The organism is Streptomyces beijiangensis, assembly GCF_017315755.1.
Lineage (GTDB): Bacteria > Actinomycetota > Actinomycetes > Streptomycetales > Streptomycetaceae > Streptomyces > Streptomyces beijiangensis.
In genome coordinates this window covers 1-18,450 of the sequence record NZ_JAFLRJ010000067.1, presented here as the reverse complement: position 1 = coordinate 18,450, position 18,450 = coordinate 1, and the positions used below count along the sequence as shown (strand labels likewise).

15 protein-coding genes are annotated in these 18,450 nt (G+C 70.4%); 9 read left to right on the top strand and 6 right to left on the bottom strand.

Annotated features, from left to right (window positions below):
* Window positions 1–17 precede the first annotated feature (17 nt).
* Entirely contained in the window at window positions 18–926 is a 909-nt protein-coding gene (locus tag J0695_RS07885; protein WP_206961143.1) for a TetR/AcrR family transcriptional regulator C-terminal domain-containing protein, read from the bottom strand.
* Window positions 927–1,040: 114 nt separating this feature from the next.
* Here J0695_RS07885 and J0695_RS07880 point away from each other — a divergent pair, with 114 nt between their 5' ends.
* Window positions 1,041–2,561 (top strand): MFS transporter, encoded by a 1,521-nt coding sequence (locus J0695_RS07880; protein WP_242552350.1) that lies wholly within the window; start codon window positions 1,041–1,043, stop codon window positions 2,559–2,561.
* A 4-nt stretch (window positions 2,562–2,565) separates the two neighbouring features.
* Here the strand turns inward: J0695_RS07880 and J0695_RS07875 are convergent, their stop codons facing one another.
* Genes J0695_RS07875 through J0695_RS07860 form a run of 4 tightly spaced genes read right to left on the bottom strand, consistent with a single transcriptional unit; the run spans window position 2,566 to window position 7,517 of the window.
* Window positions 2,566–3,003, bottom strand: coding sequence for an SRPBCC family protein (locus J0695_RS07875; RefSeq protein ID WP_206961142.1), 438 nt, complete (start codon window positions 3,001–3,003; stop codon window positions 2,566–2,568).
* A 35-nt stretch (window positions 3,004–3,038) separates the two neighbouring features.
* Window positions 3,039–3,770, bottom strand: a complete 732-nt coding sequence (locus J0695_RS07870; RefSeq protein WP_206961141.1) for a PaaI family thioesterase — start codon at window positions 3,768–3,770, stop codon at window positions 3,039–3,041.
* A 4-nt stretch (window positions 3,771–3,774) separates the two neighbouring features.
* Entirely contained in the window at window positions 3,775–5,733 is a 1,959-nt protein-coding gene (locus tag J0695_RS07865) for an ABC transporter ATP-binding protein (protein ID WP_206961140.1), read from the bottom strand.
* Window positions 5,733–7,517: an ABC transporter ATP-binding protein gene (locus tag J0695_RS07860; RefSeq protein WP_206961139.1), complete on the bottom strand. Its 1,785-nt coding sequence runs from the start codon at window positions 7,515–7,517 to the stop codon at window positions 5,733–5,735. The genes J0695_RS07865 and J0695_RS07860 overlap by 1 nt, the downstream gene beginning before the upstream one ends.
* A gap of 148 nt (window positions 7,518–7,665) precedes the next feature.
* On the opposite strand from J0695_RS07860, the gene J0695_RS07855 reads away from it, so the two are divergent.
* The 4 genes from J0695_RS07855 to J0695_RS07840 are packed head-to-tail and all read left to right on the top strand — an operon-like array spanning window position 7,666 to window position 11,277.
* On the top strand, window positions 7,666–8,571 hold the full coding sequence (locus tag J0695_RS07855; protein WP_206961138.1) for an ABC transporter ATP-binding protein: 906 nt from the start codon (window positions 7,666–7,668) through the stop codon (window positions 8,569–8,571).
* Window positions 8,568–9,326 (top strand): ABC transporter permease, encoded by a 759-nt coding sequence (locus J0695_RS07850; RefSeq protein WP_206961137.1) that lies wholly within the window; start codon window positions 8,568–8,570, stop codon window positions 9,324–9,326. Before J0695_RS07855 ends, J0695_RS07850 begins: the two co-directional genes overlap by 4 nt.
* A gap of 9 nt (window positions 9,327–9,335) precedes the next feature.
* A complete protein-coding gene (locus J0695_RS07845) occupies window positions 9,336–10,637 on the top strand; it encodes a sensor histidine kinase (protein ID WP_206961136.1) in 1,302 nt (433 codons plus the stop codon).
* On the top strand, window positions 10,627–11,277 hold the full coding sequence (locus J0695_RS07840; protein WP_206961135.1) for a response regulator: 651 nt from the start codon (window positions 10,627–10,629) through the stop codon (window positions 11,275–11,277). The genes J0695_RS07845 and J0695_RS07840 overlap by 11 nt, the downstream gene beginning before the upstream one ends.
* Before the next feature lie 26 nt (window positions 11,278–11,303).
* Here J0695_RS07840 and glgX read toward each other — a convergent pair whose 3' ends face one another.
* A complete protein-coding gene (glgX, locus tag J0695_RS07835; RefSeq protein ID WP_206961134.1) occupies window positions 11,304–13,559 on the bottom strand; it encodes a glycogen debranching protein GlgX in 2,256 nt (751 codons plus the stop codon).
* 184 nt (window positions 13,560–13,743) lie between these two features.
* Here glgX and J0695_RS07830 point away from each other — a divergent pair, with 184 nt between their 5' ends.
* The 4 genes from J0695_RS07830 to J0695_RS07815 all read left to right on the top strand — a co-directional run bounded on the left by J0695_RS07830 (window position 13,744) and on the right by J0695_RS07815 (window position 17,962).
* Window positions 13,744–14,976 (top strand): L,D-transpeptidase, encoded by a 1,233-nt coding sequence (locus J0695_RS07830; RefSeq protein ID WP_307798490.1) that lies wholly within the window; start codon window positions 13,744–13,746, stop codon window positions 14,974–14,976.
* A 141-nt stretch (window positions 14,977–15,117) separates the two neighbouring features.
* On the top strand, window positions 15,118–16,359 hold the full coding sequence (locus J0695_RS07825) for a L,D-transpeptidase (RefSeq protein ID WP_372445722.1): 1,242 nt from the start codon (window positions 15,118–15,120) through the stop codon (window positions 16,357–16,359).
* 82 nt (window positions 16,360–16,441) lie between these two features.
* Window positions 16,442–17,209 (top strand): enoyl-CoA hydratase/isomerase family protein, encoded by a 768-nt coding sequence (locus J0695_RS07820; RefSeq protein WP_206961131.1) that lies wholly within the window; start codon window positions 16,442–16,444, stop codon window positions 17,207–17,209.
* A gap of 237 nt (window positions 17,210–17,446) precedes the next feature.
* On the top strand, window positions 17,447–17,962 hold the full coding sequence (locus J0695_RS07815; RefSeq protein WP_206961130.1) for an ATP-binding protein: 516 nt from the start codon (window positions 17,447–17,449) through the stop codon (window positions 17,960–17,962).
* The last annotated feature ends 488 nt before the right edge of the window (window positions 17,963–18,450 follow it).

Sequence of the window (18,450 nt, the reverse complement as noted above, 5' to 3'; positions counted from 1 at the left end):
CCGAAGGGAGTTGTTCGCTATGCGGATGCAACGTTGATCAATGCCGCGACGCCGTCGAGCGTGCGCTGCAAGCCGAATTCGAAGAGCGAGTCCATGTTCAGTTCGAAATCCTCCTCGTCGAAGAGGGCGTTCATGACCGGTAGTCCACCAGCCGCGGCGATGGCCTCGAACTGTGGCTCGTTCCGTGTCATCCACTCCTCGTCGGAGATCCCGGTGTCCTGCCGCGCCTGGTCCTCCAGGCCCGCGGCCATCGCCACGCCCTGGACGAATCCGAAGAGGGTCAGATGGGTGTGGAGCATCTCGTACGGAGCCAGACCGGTGGACCGCAGCGAGGTCAGGACCCTCTCCGTGTACCGCATCGCGTACGGCGCGACCGTCGGCCGGGTGAAGGAGGCCAGGGCCTGCGCCAGCCAGGGGTGGCGGCCGTGCACCGCCCACAACCACCGTGTGGACGCCTCCAGTTGGGCGCGCCAGTCGCCGGTCGGCCGCTCCTGCGGGACCTCGGCGAACGCCGCGTCCGCCATCAGGACGATCAGCTCGCCCCGGCTGCGGAGGTGCCGGTAGAGCGCCATCGTGGAGCTGGACAGTTCGGCTGCGACACGGCGCATGGAGAGCGCGGGCAGCCCCTCCACGTCCGCCAGTCGGACCGCGGTGACCACGATCCGGTCACGGGTGAGCGCGGGTGCGGCCCCCGTACGGGGCTCGGGACGGACGTCCGTGACGACCGTGCCCACCCCGGGCACGGCCCGCACCAGGCCCTCCTGGCGCAGGGCGGAGAGCGCCTTGGTGGCCGTCGCCATCGCGACGCCCCACTCGCGGACCACGGTGCGGGTCGAGGGGACGCGGTCGCCGGGGGAGAGCTCGCCGGCGAGGATGCGGCGGCGGATCTCGGCGGCGATAAGGAGGTAGGGCGGGTCGGCGGTCATTCCCGTACCGTACTAGTGCACTCGCCGGTGAACTCCCTGTTCGGGCGAGGAGTGCACTGGGGTGCCCTAGGGAGATGTTTGCGGTGTACGCGCCGCGTTGCTTCGGTGTCCCACATGAATCCCAGCGCAGATTTCGCCACGAGCCCCCGCGCGGGCCGCAAGGAGTGGACCGCCCTCGGGGTCCTGATGCTCCCGCTGCTCCTCGTCTCCATGGACGTCTCCATCCTCTACTTCGCGATCCCCTACATCAGCCAGGACCTGGAGCCCAGCGCCACCCAGCAGCTGTGGATCCTCGACATGTACGGCTTCGTCCTGGCCGGACTGCTGATCACGATGGGCGCGCTCGGCGACCGCATCGGCCGGCGCAGGCTGGTGCTCGCGGGGGCCGCGGTCTTCGGTCTCGCGTCGGTGGCGGCCGCGTACGCCCACAGCGCCGAAGTCTTCATCGGTGTACGGGCGTTGCTGGGTGTGGGCGGCGCGATGCTGATGCCGTCCACCCTCGCCCTCATCCGTAACCTCTTCCGCGACCCGAAACAGCGCGGGCAGGCGGTCGCGCTCTGGACCACCGTGATGACCATGGGCATCTCGCTCGGCCCGATCGTCAGTGGACTGCTGCTCCAGCACTTCTGGTGGGGCTCGGTCTTCCTGATCAATCTGCCCGCGATGGCGCTGCTGCTGTTCCTCGCGCCTTTCCTGCTGCCGGAGTTCAAGGCACCGGCGGCCGGACGCTTCGACGTACTGAGCGCACTGCTCTCGCTGACCGCGCTGCTGCCCGTCATCTACGGGATCAAGGAGCTGGCCGCCCACGGGTACTCCCCGGTGCGCGTGCTCACCGTCGCCGCCGGACTCGTCGTGGGCTTCCTCTTCGTGCGGCGGCAGCGAAAGCTCGAACACCCCATGATCGACCTGGAGTTGCTGCGGCAGAAGGTCTACGGCGGATCCCTCGCGGCCAACCTCCTCGCCATGTTCGCGACCGTCGGATTCGCCGTCTTCTTCAGTCAGTACCTCCAGTCCGTGCGCGGAATGAGCCCGCTGACCGCAGCCCTCTGGTCGCTGGTCCCGATGGCGGGCGTGGCCGTGCTTGCCCCCACCGGCGCCGTGCTCGCCCAGCGCTTCGACCGCGCGTACGTCATGGCGGGGGGATTCCTGGTCTCCGCCTGCGGCTTCGCCTGGCTGAGCCAGGTGCACACCGCGTCGGCGCTCTGGTTCGTACTCGCCGGATCCGCGGTCTACGCGGGCGGCCTGGTCGCCGCGATGACCCTCGCCAATGAACTCGCCCTCGGCGCGGCCCCGCCCGAGCGTGCGGGCTCGGCGGCCGCCGTACTGGAATCGGGCCAGGAGCTGGGCGGGGCGCTCGGCATGGCGATCCTCGGATCGATCGGGGCGGCCGTCTACCGGGGCGACCTGGCCGGTGCGCCCGACGCCGTACGGGAGACGGTCGGCGGGGCGAGTGGGGTGGCGCACGGGGAACTGCTCGACGCCGCGCACGAGGCCTTCGTGCACGGGATGGGGTACGCGGCGATCGGCGCGGCGGTGGCGATGGCGGGCGCCGCGGTGCTCGCGCTCGTCACCCTGCGGGGTGCGGGCCGCGCCGTGGCCGCCGAGCGGGAGCCCGCGGTGGCACTGCCGGTGTAATGGATCAGGGCCGCAACATCGCGGCGAGCGCGCGCCCGAAGACGAAGCGTCCGGCGCGGGCGACGAGCGGGTCCGCGAAGGCGGGGAGGCGGGCGATGGAGAGTTCTTCCGTCCAGGTGACGGCCGACCCGGTGCCTTCGGCCGCGACCTCGATCTCGGCCCAGCCCGTCAGCACCGACCCCTCTTTCTCCACGCGGCAGACACCGGGGGAGCCGTCCGTGGGCGGCTCCCACCGCACCACCACCATCAGATCGTCGACCACGGTGAACCGCCCCACCGCCGTACGCGCCACGAACCGCGTCCCCTCGCCCGCAGGCGGCGGCGTCAGGACGACGGTCCTGGTCAGGGGGACGGAGGCGGCATGGGCCGGCCAGTCGGTGACCCGCAGCCAGGTGTCGGCTGGCGGTCGCGGCGCATGGTGCCGTACGCGGAAGACGGGCATCCCCCGACCCTACGGCCGCGTACGGACCGCCCCGCTCATCCGGCGCGCGGGTCGAGCCACAGCGCCTCGGCCACCGCGCACAGTTCGCCTTCCGGTGTCGACAGGGCGATGCCCACCGTGTGCTTGCGCCCCGACTCGGCGACCAGCCAGGCGTACGACACATACGGCTCGCCCGCGACGACCGGCCGCGGTGTCGTCGCCGTCAGCGCCACCGTCACCAGGCCGGGCTTCGCCGTGCCCAGCAGGAGCGCCGCCACCCCGCCGGGGCAGTCGAGCGCCGACCAGACCGCCTCGGGGGGCAACTGGCCGTCGGCCCCGCCGAGCGAGAGGTCCGGCGTCCAGGCGGCGGCGACCAGATCCCGGCCCGGTACGCGCCCGGGGAACAGACGCAGTCCACGGCCGGGCGCGACCGCGATCCCGCAGCCGAAGCAGTCGCTGAACCCCTCCTGCGGTACGCGCAGCCGCGCCTCTGTGGCGGCCAGCGCCTCCGTCCAGGACGGAGCGTCCGGCACGTCGATGGCCGAATCGCTCGGGCTCGCGAGCGCGAGTGCGGTGGCGCCGTCTCCGGTGTGGGACGTCAACTCGGCCCCGCCGTCCGGACTTTGAGCGATACGGACGGGAGTCTCCACCGGCACCACCCCGCGGAAGTCCACGCGTACCGTCTTGGCCTCCGACCGGTCGGCCAGCAGACCCGCCACATAGCCGCCGAAGGCGATACCGGGGTAGCCGTGCACATGGGCCGGGACGGTGATGATCTCTGCGCTCATGATCTCAGCCCACCACACTCTCTCGCCAGGCGCGATGCAGACCGGCGAACTGTCCTGTGCCCTTGATGAGTTGGCCCGGTGACCCGTCCTCGATGATCCGGCCGTGCTCCATCACAAGCACCCGGTCGGCGATCTCCACCGTCGAGAGGCGGTGGGCGATGACGACGGCCGTGCGGCCCCGCAGCACCGTGTCCATCGCCCGCTGCACCGCCCGCTCGCCCGGGATGTCCAGGGAGCTCGTCGCCTCGTCGAGGATCAGTACGGCCGGGTCCGCGAGCAACGCCCGTGCGAAGGCGACCAGTTGGCGCTGGCCTGCGGAGATCCGGCCGCCCCGCTTGCGTACATCGGTGTCGTACCCGTCGGGGAGCGAGGTGATGAAGTCGTGCGCGCCGATCGCCTTCGCGGCCCGCTCGATGTCCTCGGGGGTCGCGTCAGGGCGGCCGATCGCGATGTTCTCGGCGACCGTGCCGGAGAAGAGGAACGCCTCCTGGGTGACCATGACCACGCCCCGGCGCAGTTCGGGCGTCTCCAGGTCGCGGAGGTCCACGCCGTCCAGGAGGACCTTGCCGTCGGTCGGGTCGTAGAAGCGGGCGAGGAGTTTGGCGAGCGTGGACTTGCCCGCCCCCGTCGAACCGACGACGGCGACCGTCTGGCCCGCGGGGATGGTCAGGTCGAAGTGCGGGAGGACCTCGCCGCCGGTGCGGTAGGCGAACCGGACGTCGTCGAAGACGACCTCGCGGCCCGGGTGTTCGGAGGCGAGCGCGGGCAGCGGCCGGGGCGCGGTGGGTGCGGGGACGGTCGGGGTCTGGGCGAGCAGGCCCGCGATCTTCTCCAGTGAGGCCGCGGCCGACTGGTAGGAGTTGAGGAACATGCCCAGGCGGTCGATCGGGTCGTACAGCCGTCGCAGATACAGGACCGACGCGGCCAGGACGCCGAGCGCGAGACCGTCCTGGGCGACCCGGTAGGCGCCCCACAGGACGATTCCGGCGACCGCGGTGTTGGCGACGAGCCGGGAGCCGATCACATAGCGGGCCATCTCCAGGAGCGCGTCGCCGTTGGTGCGCTCGTGGCGGCGGTTGAGGGCGAGGAAGTCGGCGTCGTTGGCGCGCTCGCGGCGGAACGCCTGGACCGGGCGGATGCCGTTCATGGTCTCGGCGAACTTGACGATCACGGCGGCGATGGCCGTGGAACGCCGGGCGAAGACGCGCCCCGCCCGCCGCTGGTAGAGGCGGACGAGAAGGTAGAGGGGGACGAACGAGACGACGGCGACCGCGCCCAGGCCCACGTCGAGCCAGAGCAGCATCGCGCAGATGTAGATCACGGAGAGGATGACGCCGATGAGCTCCTGCAGCCCCTCGGAGAGCAGCTCGCGCAGCGACTCGACGTCGGTGGTGGAGCGGGAGATGAGCCTGCCCGAGGTGTAGCGCTCGTGGAAGTCGACGCTGAGGGCCTGCGCATGGCGGAAGATCCTGCCCCGCAGATCGAGCAGGACGTCCTGGTTGACGTGGGCGGAGGCGCGGATGAAGGCGTACTGGAGGATCCCGGAGGCCAGCGAGCAGCCGAGGTACCCGGCGCCGATGGCGATCAGCGGCCCGTGGTCGTGCTCCCGGAAGGCGGGGACCCCGCGGTCGATGGCGTACGCGACGAGCATCGGCCCCGCCTGGACCGCGGCCTGCTGCAGGAGGAGCAGCAGCGTGGCCACGATGACACGGGCGCGCAGAGGGGAGAGGAGCGACAGCAGGAGGGCGCGGGTGGCACCGGGCGGTGTGGGCAGGGCGTCCCTGTCGAAGGGGTCGCCGTCGCCGGACGGCCTTCCGCTACCGGCCGCGGGGTCCTTCCCGTCCGCACCGGACTGCTGGGGCAGGGCGATGGCCTCGGCGTCGCCGCCCGCGTCCCCGTCCTGTCGCTCCGTGGGCGGTTCCGCGTCGTGGGCGGTGGTCGTCGTCGTGTGCGACGAGGTCATCAGGCGTTCTCCTCAACGGCGTTGGCGTCCGCGCCGGACATCAGCCAGGCGTACTCGGCGTTGCTGCGCAGCAGTTCGTGGTGGGTGCCGACGGCGGTGATCCGGCCCTCGGAGAGCAGTGCGACCCGGTCGGCGAGCATCACCGTGGACGGGCGGTGCGCCACCACCAGTGCGGTCGTCGACTCCAGGACCTGCCGCAGGGCCGCCTCGACCAGGGCCTCGGTGTGCACGTCCAGCGCGGACAGCGGATCGTCCAGTACGAGGAAGCGCGGCTGCCCCACCACCGCCCGCGCCAGTGCCAGACGCTGGCGCTGGCCGCCCGACAGGCTCAGGCCCTGCTCGCCGACCTGGGTCGAAGTCCCGGCCGGCAGCCCGTGCACGAACTCCGCCTGGGCCACCGACAGCGCGCGCCGCAGCGCCTCGTCGTCGGCGCCCGCGTCGCCCATCAGCACGTTCTCGCCGACGCTCGCGGAGAAGAGCGTCGGCTCCTCGAAGGCCACCGAGACCAGCTCCCGCAGCTGCTCGCGCGACAGCAGGGTGATGTCCTGACCGTCGAGGGTGATGCGGCCCCCGGTGATCTCGTGCAGACGCGGTACGAGCGCGGTGAGCGTGGTCTTGCCGGAGCCGGTCGCCCCGACCAGCGCCATCGTCTCGCCCGAGCGGATGTGCAGGTCGATGCGGGCCAGTACCGGCGGGGCGTCCGGGGCCGCGTCCGGGTAGTGGAACTCGACCCCGTCGAAGACCAGGCCGGAGGAGTCGGGCGCCGCCTCACCTGTCGTCGCCGTGTCAGTCTCCTCGGCGACGTCCAGGACTTCGAAGTACCGCGTCGTGGCGGTCGCCGCGTCCTGGCTGATCGCGATCAGGAAGCCGATCGACTCCACCGGCCAGCGCAGCGCGAGTGCCGTGGAGAGGAAGGCGACCAGGGTGCCCGCCGACAGACCGCCGTCGGCGACCTGGACCGTGCCGAGGACGAGGGCCGCGCCGATGGCGACCTCGGGCAGGGTCATGATCAGGGCCCAGATGGAGGCGAGCAGACGGGCCTTGTACAGTTCGGTCCCGCGCAGCTTCTGTGACAGCTCGCGGAAGGCACGGGCCTGGCTGCGGTGACGGCCGAAGCCCTTGATGATGCGGATGCCGAGCACGCTCTCCTCGACGACCGTGGTCAGATCGCCGACCTGGTCCTGGGAGAGGCGCGTGATCTTCGAGTACTTGGTCTCGAAGAGCGAGCAGAGGATCACCAGCGGGACCACGGGGGCCAGCAGCACCAGCCCGAGCGACCACTGCTGCTGGAGCAGGATGATGAAGCCGGCCAGGATCGTCACCGCGTTGACCAGCAGGAAGGTCAGCGGGAACGCCAGGAACATCCGCAGCAGCATCAGATCGGTGGTGCCGCGCGAGAGCAGCTGACCCGAGGCCCACCGGTCGTGGAAGGCGACGGGAAGACGCTGCAGATGCCGGTAGAGGTCGGTCCGCATCGCCGCCTCGACACCGGCGAGCGGGCGGGCCACCAGCCACCGGCGCAGACCGAAGAGCACCGCCTCCGCGATACCGAGACCCAGCAGCATGAACGCCCCGAGCCAGACCCCGCCGGTGTCCCGGTCCGCGACCGGACCGTCCACGATCCACTTCAGTACGAGCGGGAAGACCAGCCCGAGACAGGATGCGACCACCGCGACAAATGCCGCACTGGCCAGGCGGGTTCGCACGGGCCGCACGTACGGCCACAGGCGCATCAGGCTGCGTACGGCGGACAGGTCCTTGGGTGGTGCATCTGTTCTGGGCATCAGCGCCGACCCTACGGACAGCCACTGACAATGCCCACTGACTTTTTGGGCATCCGCGAGGTCGTAGCGGCCATCAACCGATCGGTTGATGCCGGTTCGAGCGCGATGGCCGATGCCGGGACCACGTACTTTCCGGGACTCTCGGAGCATGGCAATCATCGAGGTCAGCGGGGTACGCAAGGTCTACGGCGGCCGGGCCGTCGTGGACGGGGTGTCCTTCGCCGTCGAGCAGGGGGAGATCTTCGGAATCCTCGGCCCGAACGGCGCGGGCAAGACGACCACCGTCGAATGCGTCGAGGGTCTGCGGATCCCCGACGCCGGATCGGTCAGGGTGGCCGGATTCGATCCGGTCGCCGACCACGACCGGGTCTCCAAGATCCTGGGCGCCCAGCTCCAGGAGAGCGAGCTGCAGGCGAAGCTCACGGTGCGCGAGGCCCTCACCCTGTACGCGGCCTTCTATCCGCACCCGGCCGACTGGCGCCCGCTCGCCGAGCGCCTCGGTCTCACCGCCCACCTGGACGCCCGCTCCGGGAAACTCTCCGGCGGCCAGAAGCAGCGTCTGTTCATCGCCCTCGCGCTGATCGGCAACCCGAAGGTCGTCGTACTCGACGAGCTGACGACGGGCCTCGACCCGCGCGCCCGCCGCGACACCTGGAAGCTGATCGAGGACGTACGGGACTCAGGCGTCACGGTCCTCCTGGTCACCCACTTCATGGAGGAGGCCCAGCGCCTCTGCGACCGTATCGCCGTGATCGACGGCGGCCGCATCGCCGCCCTGGACACCCCTGCGGGTCTGATCCGGCGGGCGAGCGGCGCCACCGTCATCTCCTTCTCGCCCTCCGCCCCGCTCGACGAGTGCGAGCTCCGCGCACTGCCCGCGCTCGCCTCCGTGGAGTACAAGGACGACCGGGTCACGCTCAGCGGCACCGACGACACCGTCAACGCCGTCATCACCCTGCTCGCCCAGCGCCACATCACCGCACACCAACTCCGGGTCACCGACGCCACGTTGGACGACGCGTTCCTCGACCTGACGGGAGCCGACGCATCATGAGCACCGCAACCGCAACCGCAGCCAGCACCGCCGTACTGAAGACCGAGGCCAGGCTCTTCCGGCGCGAACCCGCCTCCCTCTTCTGGGTCATGGCCTTCCCGACGATCCTCCTGGTGATCCTCGGCTCCATCCCCTCCTTCCGGCACACCGACGCCTCGCTCGGCGGGATCCGCCTCGTCGACGCGTACGTCCCCGTCACCGTCCTCATGGCCATGATCCTTGCCGGACTCCAGGCCATGCCCCCGGTGATCACCGGCTACCGCGAACGCGGCATCCTGCGCCGGATGTCCACCACGCCCGTCCGACCGCACGCGCTGCTCGGCGCCCAGATGGGGCTGCACGGAGCGGCCGCGCTGCTCTCCGCGCTGCTCTCCCTCGCGGTGGGGCGCATCGCGTTCGACGTCGTGCTGCCGCGCCAGGTCTTCGGCTACCTCCTCGCACTCGTCCTGGCGATCCTCGCCGCCCTCGCCCTCGGGGCCCTGGTGGCGGCGATCGCCCGTACGGGCAAGATCGCCAGTGCCATCGGATCCGCGGTCTTCTTCCCGATGATGTTCTGCGCCGGGGTCTGGGTCCCTGTCCAGGCCATGCCCGACACCCTCGCCCACATCGTCGAACTCACCCCGTTCGGCGCGGCGGCCCAGGCCCTCAACCAGGCGGCGGCGGGCGACTGGCCGGGCTGGGTCCACCTGGGCGTCCTCGCCCTGTGGGCCGTGGTCCTGTCGGGCGCGGCCACCCGCTGGTTCCGCTGGGAGTGAGGGAAGACGATGCCGCGGAACAGGTGCGGGCAGACTGAGCGCGTGACGACCGACTCCACCGCCGTCGACCAGCGGCTGGCCCAGCTCCACCGCTGGGGGCCCTACATCCTCCTGGTCTTCGGCTCACTGCTCTGCGTCGCCACCGTAGGCGTGGCGGGGATGAGCAAGATGCAGGTCAGGGGCCAGGTGTACCAGGCGGGAGCACTGGTCGTCGCGGCCCTCGTCCTCCAGCTGTGGTGGGGCCGGGCCGTCCGCAGCCGCCCGGCCCCCGGGGGCGCGAGCACGGTCTACTTCACCCTGCGCTGGGGCATCGGCTTCTGGCTCTGCTGGCTGAACCCGTTCTTCTCCTTCTACGCCGTCATCGGCTACTTCACCGCCGAGAAGCTGCTGCCCCGAGGGCTGGTCAGGGCGGGCCTGTTCGCCACCGCCGTCACCATGTCCGGTGCGTACATTGGCGGACTGCCGCCGCACGGCGCGGGCGGCTGGGCCCTGTACGGGGGCCTGCTGATCATCAGCATCATCATGCTCCTCGTCTTCATCCACCTCTCCCAGCTGGAGGACGAGCGCACCGTCGAGCAGGCCGCCACCATCGAGGAACTGGCCCTCACCAACACCCGCCTGCAGCAGGCCCTCGACGAAAACGCCGCCCTGCACGCCCAACTCCTCGTCCAGGCAAGGGAGGCGGGGGTCTCCGACGAGCGCCGCCGGATGGCCGCCGAGATCCACGACACCATCGCCCAGGGGCTGGCCGGCATCATCACCCAGCTTCAGGTGGTCACCACCGCCAAGGACCCGGACATCAAGGCCGAGCACCTCGCCAGCGCCCAGACGCTCGCCCGCCACAGCCTCGGCGAGGCCCGCCGCTCCGTGCAGAACCTCTCGCCGGTGGCCCTCGCCGAGGACTCGCTCCCCGAGGCGCTGAAGAAGCTGGTCGCCCAGTGGTCCCAACAGACGGATGTACGGGCCGAGTTCACCGTCACCGGCACGGTCGAGCCCCTGCACGACGAGGTCGCCGCCACCCTCCTGCGGATCGCCCAGGAGGCCCTGGCCAACACCGGCAGGCATGCGCAGGCGACCCGGGTCGGCGTCACGCTCTCGTACATGGGCGACGACATGGCCCTGGACGTCCGCGACGACGGCCGTGGCTTCGACCCGGGGCAACTGCCTCCGCGCACCACGGCCGGCGGGTTCGGTCTCGGCGGGATGCGCGCCCGCGCCGAGCGGATCGCGGGCGCGGTCGTCGTCGAGTCGGAGCCGGGTCACGGCACGGCGGTCTCCGCTCGCGTACCTTTGGTCCGCCATGAGTCCTGACACCGCACGCACCATCACGCTGCTGATCGTCGACGACCATCCCGTCGTACGGGACGGCCTGCGCGGCATGTTCACCGCAGCCCCCGGCTTCGACGTGCTCGGCGAGGCGTCGAACGGCGTCGAGGGTGTCGAACTCGCCCTCTCCCTCGACCCCGACGTGGTCCTGATGGACCTGCGGATGCCCGGCGGGGGCGGTGTGGACGCCATCGCGGAGCTGGCCCGCAGGGGAGCGCGCTGCCAGGTGCTCGTCCTCACCACGTACGACACCGACTCCGACACGCTCCCGGCCATCGAGGCGGGCGCCACCGGCTACCTCCTCAAGGACGCCCCGCGCGACGAGCTGTTCACGGCGGTACGGGCGGCAGCCGACGGCCGCAGCGTCCTCTCCCCGGCGGTCGCGTCGCGCCTGGTGTCCCGGGTCCGCGCCCCCGCCGCCCCGGGCAACGAGACCCTCAGCGCCCGCGAGCGCGAGGTCCTCGTCCTCGTCGCGAAGGGCACGTCGAACCGGGAGATCGCCCGCGAGCTCTTCATCAGCGAGGCCACGGTGAAGACCCATCTCACCCATATCTACGCGAAGTTGGACGTGAAGGACCGGGCGGCCGCGGTGGCGGTGGCGTACGACCGCAAGATCCTCGGCTGACCCCGGACCGTGCGGCAGGCCCCGGCCTAGCCCCTCACCTTCAGGAGCAGCACCGACCGTGCGGGCACGGTGAGGGAGCCGCCCCCTCGGTGCAGCGTCCCCGGTGCGGCGCTCTGGTCCTCCTGCGAGGTGTCGACGATCAGCTCGTACGCATCCGCCCACGGCGCCCCGGGCAGCAGGAAGGTCGCCGGGCGCTCCGCCGCGTGCAGGATCACCAGGAAGCTGTCGTCCGTCACCTCGGCGCCCCGCGCGTCCCGTCCCGGGATGTCGCGCCCGGAGAGATAGAGGCCCAGGGTGTCGGCCGGCGCGTACCAGTCCCGCTCGGTCATCTCCATCCCGCGCGGGGTGAACCACGCCAGGTCCCGCAGCCCGTCCGCCGCCTGGGCCCGCCCGGAGAAGAAGGCGCGGCGGCGCAGCACCGGGTGGGCATGGCGCAGGGCGAGCAGCCGTGAGGTGAGGGCGAGGAGCATGCGCGGACCCGGCTCTTCGAGCAGCGACCAGTCGATCCAACTGACCTCGTTGTCCTGGCAGTAGGCGTTGTTGTTGCCGCCCTGGGTGCGCCCCATCTCGTCCCCGGCGACCAGCATCGGCACCCCGGTCGACACCAGCAGGGTGGCGAGCAGTGAGCGCAGCTGCCGCCGCCGCAGCGCGTTGATGCGGTCGTCCGTGGTCTCTCCCTCGGCGCCGCAGTTCCAGGACCTGTTGTTGCCGGTGCCGTCCCTGTTGCCCTCGCCGTTGGCCTCGTTGTGCTTGCGCTCGTAGCTCACCAGGTCGCGCAGGGTGAATCCGTCGTGCGCGGTGATGAAGTTGACGGAGGCCTGCGGGCGCCGGCCGCCCCAGGCATAGAGGTCGCTCGATCCCGACAGGCGGTAGCCCAGGTCCCGTACGTCGGGGAGCGAGCCCCGCCAGAAGTCCCGTACCGCATCGCGGTAGCGGTCGTTCCACTCCGTCCAGAGCGGGGGGAACGCCCCCACCTGATAGCCGCCGTTGCCGACGTCCCACGGCTCGGCGATGAGCTTCACCCGCCGCAGCACCGGGTCCTGGGCGATGACCGCGAGGAACGGCGAGAGCATGTCGACGTCGTGCATGGAGCGGGCGAGGGCGGCCGCCAGGTCGAAGCGGAAGCCGTCGACGCCCATCTCGGTCACCCAGTAGCGCAGCGAGTCGGTGATCAGCCGCAGGACGTTCGGCTGCACGACGTGCAGGGTGTTGCCGCAGCCGGTGTAGTCCGTGTATCTGCGGGCGTCGTCCTGCAGCCGGTAGTAGCCGCGGTTGTCGATGCCCCGCAGCGACAGAGTCGGCCCCAACTCGCCCGCTTCCGCCGTGTGGTTGTAGACGACGTCCAGGATGACCTCGATGCCGGCGGCGTGCAGCGCCCGCACCATCTTCTTGAACTCGCCGACCTGCTGGCCGGTCGTTCCCGACGCCGAATAGCCCGCGTGCGGGGCGAAGTAGCCGATGGAGTTGTAGCCCCAGTAGTTCTTGAGCCCGCGCCGCAGCAGATGGTCCTCGTGCGCGAACTGGTGCACGGGCAGCAGCTCGACGGCCGTCACGCCGAGCCGGGTGAGGTGCTCGATCGCCGCAGGGTGTGCGAGACCCGCGTACGTGCCTCGCAGTTCCTCCGGGATCCCGGGGTGCCGCTGGGTGAAGCCCCGTACATGGACCTCGTAGATGACCGAGTCCGCCCACGGTGTCTTGGGCCTGTGGTCGTCCGACCAGTCGTCGTCATCATGGACGACCACACCCTTGGGTACGAAGGGGGCCGAGTCCCGCTCGTCGCGCACGGTGTCCGCCACATGCTGCTGCGGCCAGTCCCTGACGTGTCCGTACACCTCGGCGGGCAGCTGGAAGTCGCCGTCCACCGCCCGTGCGTAGGGGTCGAGGAGCAGTTTCGCCGCGTTCCAGCGGGCTCCGGTCCACGGGTCCCAGCGGCCGTGCACCCGGAATCCGTACCGCTGCCCGGGCTCGACGCCCGGCACGAATCCGTGCCAGATCTCATGGTCGAGTTCGGTCAGTTCGCAGCGTGTCTCGCGCCCGGCCTCGTCGAAGAGGCAGAGCTCGACGGACTCCGCACCGCCCGCCCAGAGCGCGAAGTTGGTGCCGGCGACCCGGTCGGGACCGACCCGGTAGCGCGCCCCGAGCGGCGTAGGGGACCCCGGCCACACGACGGGCCCCGGCCGCCGACTACCCCCGTTCCGAAGCCCGTTGACGGGGGAGCGCTGATCGTTGGCGTGTTCGTGCACGGCCTCTGGTACGGCCTCCTGCTCGGCTGCGCTCGACACTTGTCCAGCCTCCCGCGGCTCATCAGGACCCCCGACTGTGTTGTTCCGGGGGACGACCCCCGGACCCCCGGAGGGCGCACGGCGTCCCGGCCGCGGCTCCCCTCGCGTGGTCCTCCCACCTGTTCTGCCCGCAACAGCCCCACTCCTCACGTTTCCCCGGAGGGGGACCGTCGTTGGAGCGTGAGTGAGACAACTGGCAAAGAGGGCAGGGGCGGGCGTCGCCGCCGCAGTGGTTTGGGCAGGACTGATGGCTTCACTGGCCGGATGTACGGCAGGGAGTGCGGGCCCCGACGAGAAGCCGCGCACACCCGAAGAGGCGATCCGCGTCCTCCCCCTGGACAGGGCGCAGGGCGTACGGCAGGACGGCCGGGTCGAGGTGACCGTCCCCGACGGGCATCTGGAGCGCGTGCGCGTGATGCAGGTGGGGGACGCCCAGGAGCACGAGATCAAGGGCCGGATCTCCGCCGACGGCCTGAGCTGGCACCCGGTCGGGGCCGACAGCGACAGCGACAACGGGCTGCGGCTGGCGGGCAAATACACCGTCGACACACTCGCCGAGGACGGTGCGGGCCACCGCCAGGCCCGGCACACCACTTTCACCACGTACGTACCCGAACACCGCTTCATCGGCTACTTCAAGCCCGAGAACAAGTCCACGGTGGGCACCGGCATGATCGTGTCCTTCGATTTCAACCGCAGCATCGACAACCGCAAGGAGGTGGAGCGCGCCATCCGCGTCACCTCGCAGCCGCCGGTGGACGTCGTCGGCCACTGGTTCGGCAACCGGCGCCTGGACCTCCGCCCCGAGCACTACTGGAAGCCGGGCACCAAGGTCACCGTGGACATGCGGCTGCGGGACGTCAAGGCGGCGACCGGGGTGTACGGCATCCAGCAGAAGACCGTGGGCTTCACCGTCGGCCGATCGCAGGTGTCCCTGGTGGACGCGGACGCGCACACCATGTCCGTACGCCGCAACGGTGAGCTCCTGCAGACGCTTCCCGTCACGGCGGGCGCCCCGAGCCGGACGACGTACAACGGCAAGATGGTCGTCTCGGAGCTCTACGACGTGACGCGGATGAACGGCCAGACGGTCGGCTTCGGCGGCGAGTACGACATCCCTGACGTCCCCCACGCGATGCGGCTGACCAATTCGGGGACCTTCCTGCACGGCAACTACTGGGCGTCTTCAGGGACGTTCGGCTCCGCGAACACGAGCCATGGGTGCGTATCGCTGCGCGATGTGAAGGGCGGCAGCCCGGACACCCCGGCGGGCTGGTTCTTCAACAGGACCCTGGTCGGAGATGTCGTCGAGGTCATCAATTCCCATGACAGAACGGTCGCGCCGGACAACGGCCTCGGTGGGTGGAATCTGGACTGGGCCCAGTGGAAGGCCGGCTCGGCGCTCGGTTGGAACTGAACGGTGACATAGCAGGGGAGTTCCGCGCGTCTGCGATGTGATTATCTTTCGCAAGGCGCGCGGGATTCAGCGCGCGGATGGTATGGGCCGGGGTGAGGCCAGGCCGTGCGAGGGGAGAAGACCATCTTTAACGTGCAGCCGATTTCGGGGACATCGGCCGGGGGGCGGAACACGCGGCGCAGGCGCGTGGGGCTGCTGGCGCTGGTACTGGGAGCGCTCCTGCTCCTGGTGACCGCGTGCGGAGGCAGCGGCGGCGGATCCGGCGGGGACACCGGGGGCAAGGGCAAGCAGAGCGCGGGCAAGAAGGTCGACGAGAACACACCGTCGCAGGCCGTCGTGACCGTGGCGCCCAAGGACGGCGCCGACGCGGTGGCCACCAGCGGCGCCCTCAAGGTCACCGCGGACCAGGGCAAGCTGACGGCCGTCACCGTCCAGGACAGCAAGGGCAACCCGGTCGCGGGCAAGATCGCCACGACCGGTACGAGCTGGGAGCCGCTGGGGCATCTGCCGGCCGCGACCAAGTTCAAGGTGCACGCGGTCGCCAAGGACGCCAAGGGCCGTGAGTCGGCGAAGGACACGACCTTCACCACGCTCGTCCCGCAGAACACCTTCATCGGCCAGTACACGCCGGAGAACGGTGCCACGGTCGGTGTCGGCATGCCGGTCTCGATCCGCTTCACCCGCGGCATCACGCACCCCGAGGCCGTCAAGAACGCCATCAAGGTGACGGCGGAGCCGGCCGTGCCGGTCGAGGGCCACTGGTTCGGCAACGACCGTCTCGACTTCCGTCCCGAGAAGTACTGGGCCGCGGGCACCAAGGTCACGCTGAAGCTGAACCTCGACGGCGTCGAGGGCCGGCCCGGCGTCTACGGCAAGCAGATCAAGACCGTGAAGTTCACCGTGGGCCGCAGCCAGGTCTCCACGGTCGACGCCAAGACCCACCAGATGACCGTGGTGCGGGACGGCAGCGTCTTCAAGAAGATCCCGATCACCACGGGCAAGCCGGGTTACGAGACCTGGAGCGGCCAGATGGTCATCAGCGAGCGTCTTGAAGTGACCCGGATGAACGGGGAGACGGTCGGCTACGGCGGCGAGTACGACATCAAGGACGTACCGCACGCCCAGCGGCTGACCGACTCCGGCACCTTCATCCACGGCAACTACTGGGGCGGCGGCGCCTTCGGCAACTACAACGCCAGCCACGGGTGTGTGGGCCTGCGCGATGTCCGGGGCGGCTCCGACAAGAACGCCCCGTCCGCCTGGTTCTTCGACCACTCGATGGTCGGCGACGTCGTCGTCGTGAAGAACACCCACGACAAGACGGTCGACCCGGCCAACGGCCTCAACGGCTGGAACATGTCCTGGTCGGAGTGGACCAAGTAGGCAGTACGTCATACGGAAGGGCCCGGTGCTGTGACCTATGGCACCGGGCCTTTCCGTGTGAGCGCCCGTTAACCTGCCAGGCATGACTGTGAACCTCGAAGTGTCCGAAGGCGTCGGCACCATCCGCCTGGACCGCCCCCCGATGAACGCCCTCGACATGGGCACCCAGGACCGGCTGCGCGAGCTCGCCGAGGATGCCGCCCGCCGCGACGACGTGCGCGCGGTCGTCGTCTACGGCGGCGAGAAGGTGTTCGCGGCCGGTGCGGACATCAAGGAGATGCAGACGATGGACCATGCGGCGATGGTCGTACGCTCCCGGGCGCTGCAGGACTCCTTCACCGCCGTGGCCCGTATCCCCAAGCCCGTCGTCGCCGCCGTCACCGGCTACGCGCTGGGCGGCGGCTGCGAGTTGGCGCTCTGCGCGGACTTCCGTATCGCCGCCGACAATGCCAAGTTCGGCCAGCCCGAGATCCTCCTCGGCCTGATTCCCGGCGCCGGCGGCACCCAGCGCCTGGCGCGGCTGGTGGGTCCCTCCAAGGCGAAGGACCTGATCTTCACCGGCCGGATGGTCAAGGCGGACGAGGCCCTGACCATCGGCCTGGTCGACCGGGTCGTGCCCGCCGCCGAGGTGTACGAGCAGGCGCACGCCTGGGCCGCCCGCCTCGCGCAGGGCCCCGCGATGGCGCTGCGCGCCGCGAAGGAGGCGATCGACGCCGGTCTGGAGACCGATATCGACACCGGCCTCGCCCTCGAACGCACGTGGTTCGCGGGGCTGTTCGCGACCGAGGACCGCGAGCGCGGGATGCGGAGTTTCGTCGACGAGGGCCCCGGCAAGGCGAAGTTCGCGTAACGGGGGCGGACTCCGGGGGTTCATCAGTTGGGAGGATTAGCTGCGCCTTAAGAGAGCCTTAAGGCGTCAGCAGTCCGCACCCGTGGTGATCATTCATGTGCGGGGTGTCATCGCAGGTCAGGTTGGGTGAATGGGGGCGCTTCCTGCCACCGGCATATGCCGCTCGGCATCCCCGGAGGGTGTTACTCCGGGATACCGATTCCCCCGGATCGGCCCCGGAGTCCGCATTCTGCGGCCATGATGGTGCCCATGGCGGGTCTGGAGGGTGTGGAGCAGCCGCGGCAGCGTGCTAACGCGACCGCTGCACGGTGGATCCCGGCCGTGGAGGACGAACAGGGCCTGAAAGCGCTGGAGTTGTTCGGAAGCCCGACGGACGGCGAGGTGCGTCTCCCGTCGCGTCCCGAGTCCGCGGCGACAGCACGCCGGCTCACCCAGTGCGTCGTACTGCGCCAGTGGGGACTGTCCGCGCAGACCACCGAGCATGCGGTGTTACTCGTCTCCGAACTCGTCGGCAACGCGGTGCGCCACACCGGCGCCAGGGCCTTCGGTCTGCGGATGCTGCGCCGCCGCGGCTGGATCCGCGTCGAGGTGCGCGACCCGTCCCGCGGTCTGCCCTGTCTGATGCCGGTCCATGAGCTGGACACCAGCGGCCGCGGCCTCTTCCTCGTCGACAAGCTCTCCGACCGCTGGGGTGTGGACCTGCTGCCGCGCGGCAAGACCACCTGGTTCGAGATGCGGGTCGTGGACCGCTAGCCGCCCACCTCTCCGAAGCCCACCGGGACACGCAGAAGCCCCCGGTCGGCCGGGTTGCGGCGCTGCGGGGGCTTCTGTGAAGCGCCGTGGAATGGGGGGGTGTTTCCACGGCGACTGTGGACGACCTGGCCCGGGTCAATGGGGGTCGATGTCCCGACTATGGCAGAGAAGCGCGCCAAGTACCAAAGTCCCTACTCGGACAAAAGTCCGCATACCCTCACAGTTTAGATGTGAATCGTAGGTGACATGGGCCACTCGCCTGGTAAATGGCGAGTAAACATCAAATCGACCGAGTGTTTGCCCACAGTCGCACTCGACGCGCGAGGCCCCGAACCGGCTCAATCAAGATCTTCGTCCCCTCGCGCCCCTTAAATGGCTGTTGTGACTGAGATCGACCGCCGCAGCGCACTGCGCGCCGGAGCGGGCGCGGCTCTCGCGGGGGCCTTCGCGGCAGGCTGTACGGAGTCCGAACCCGCCCAGCACGCAGC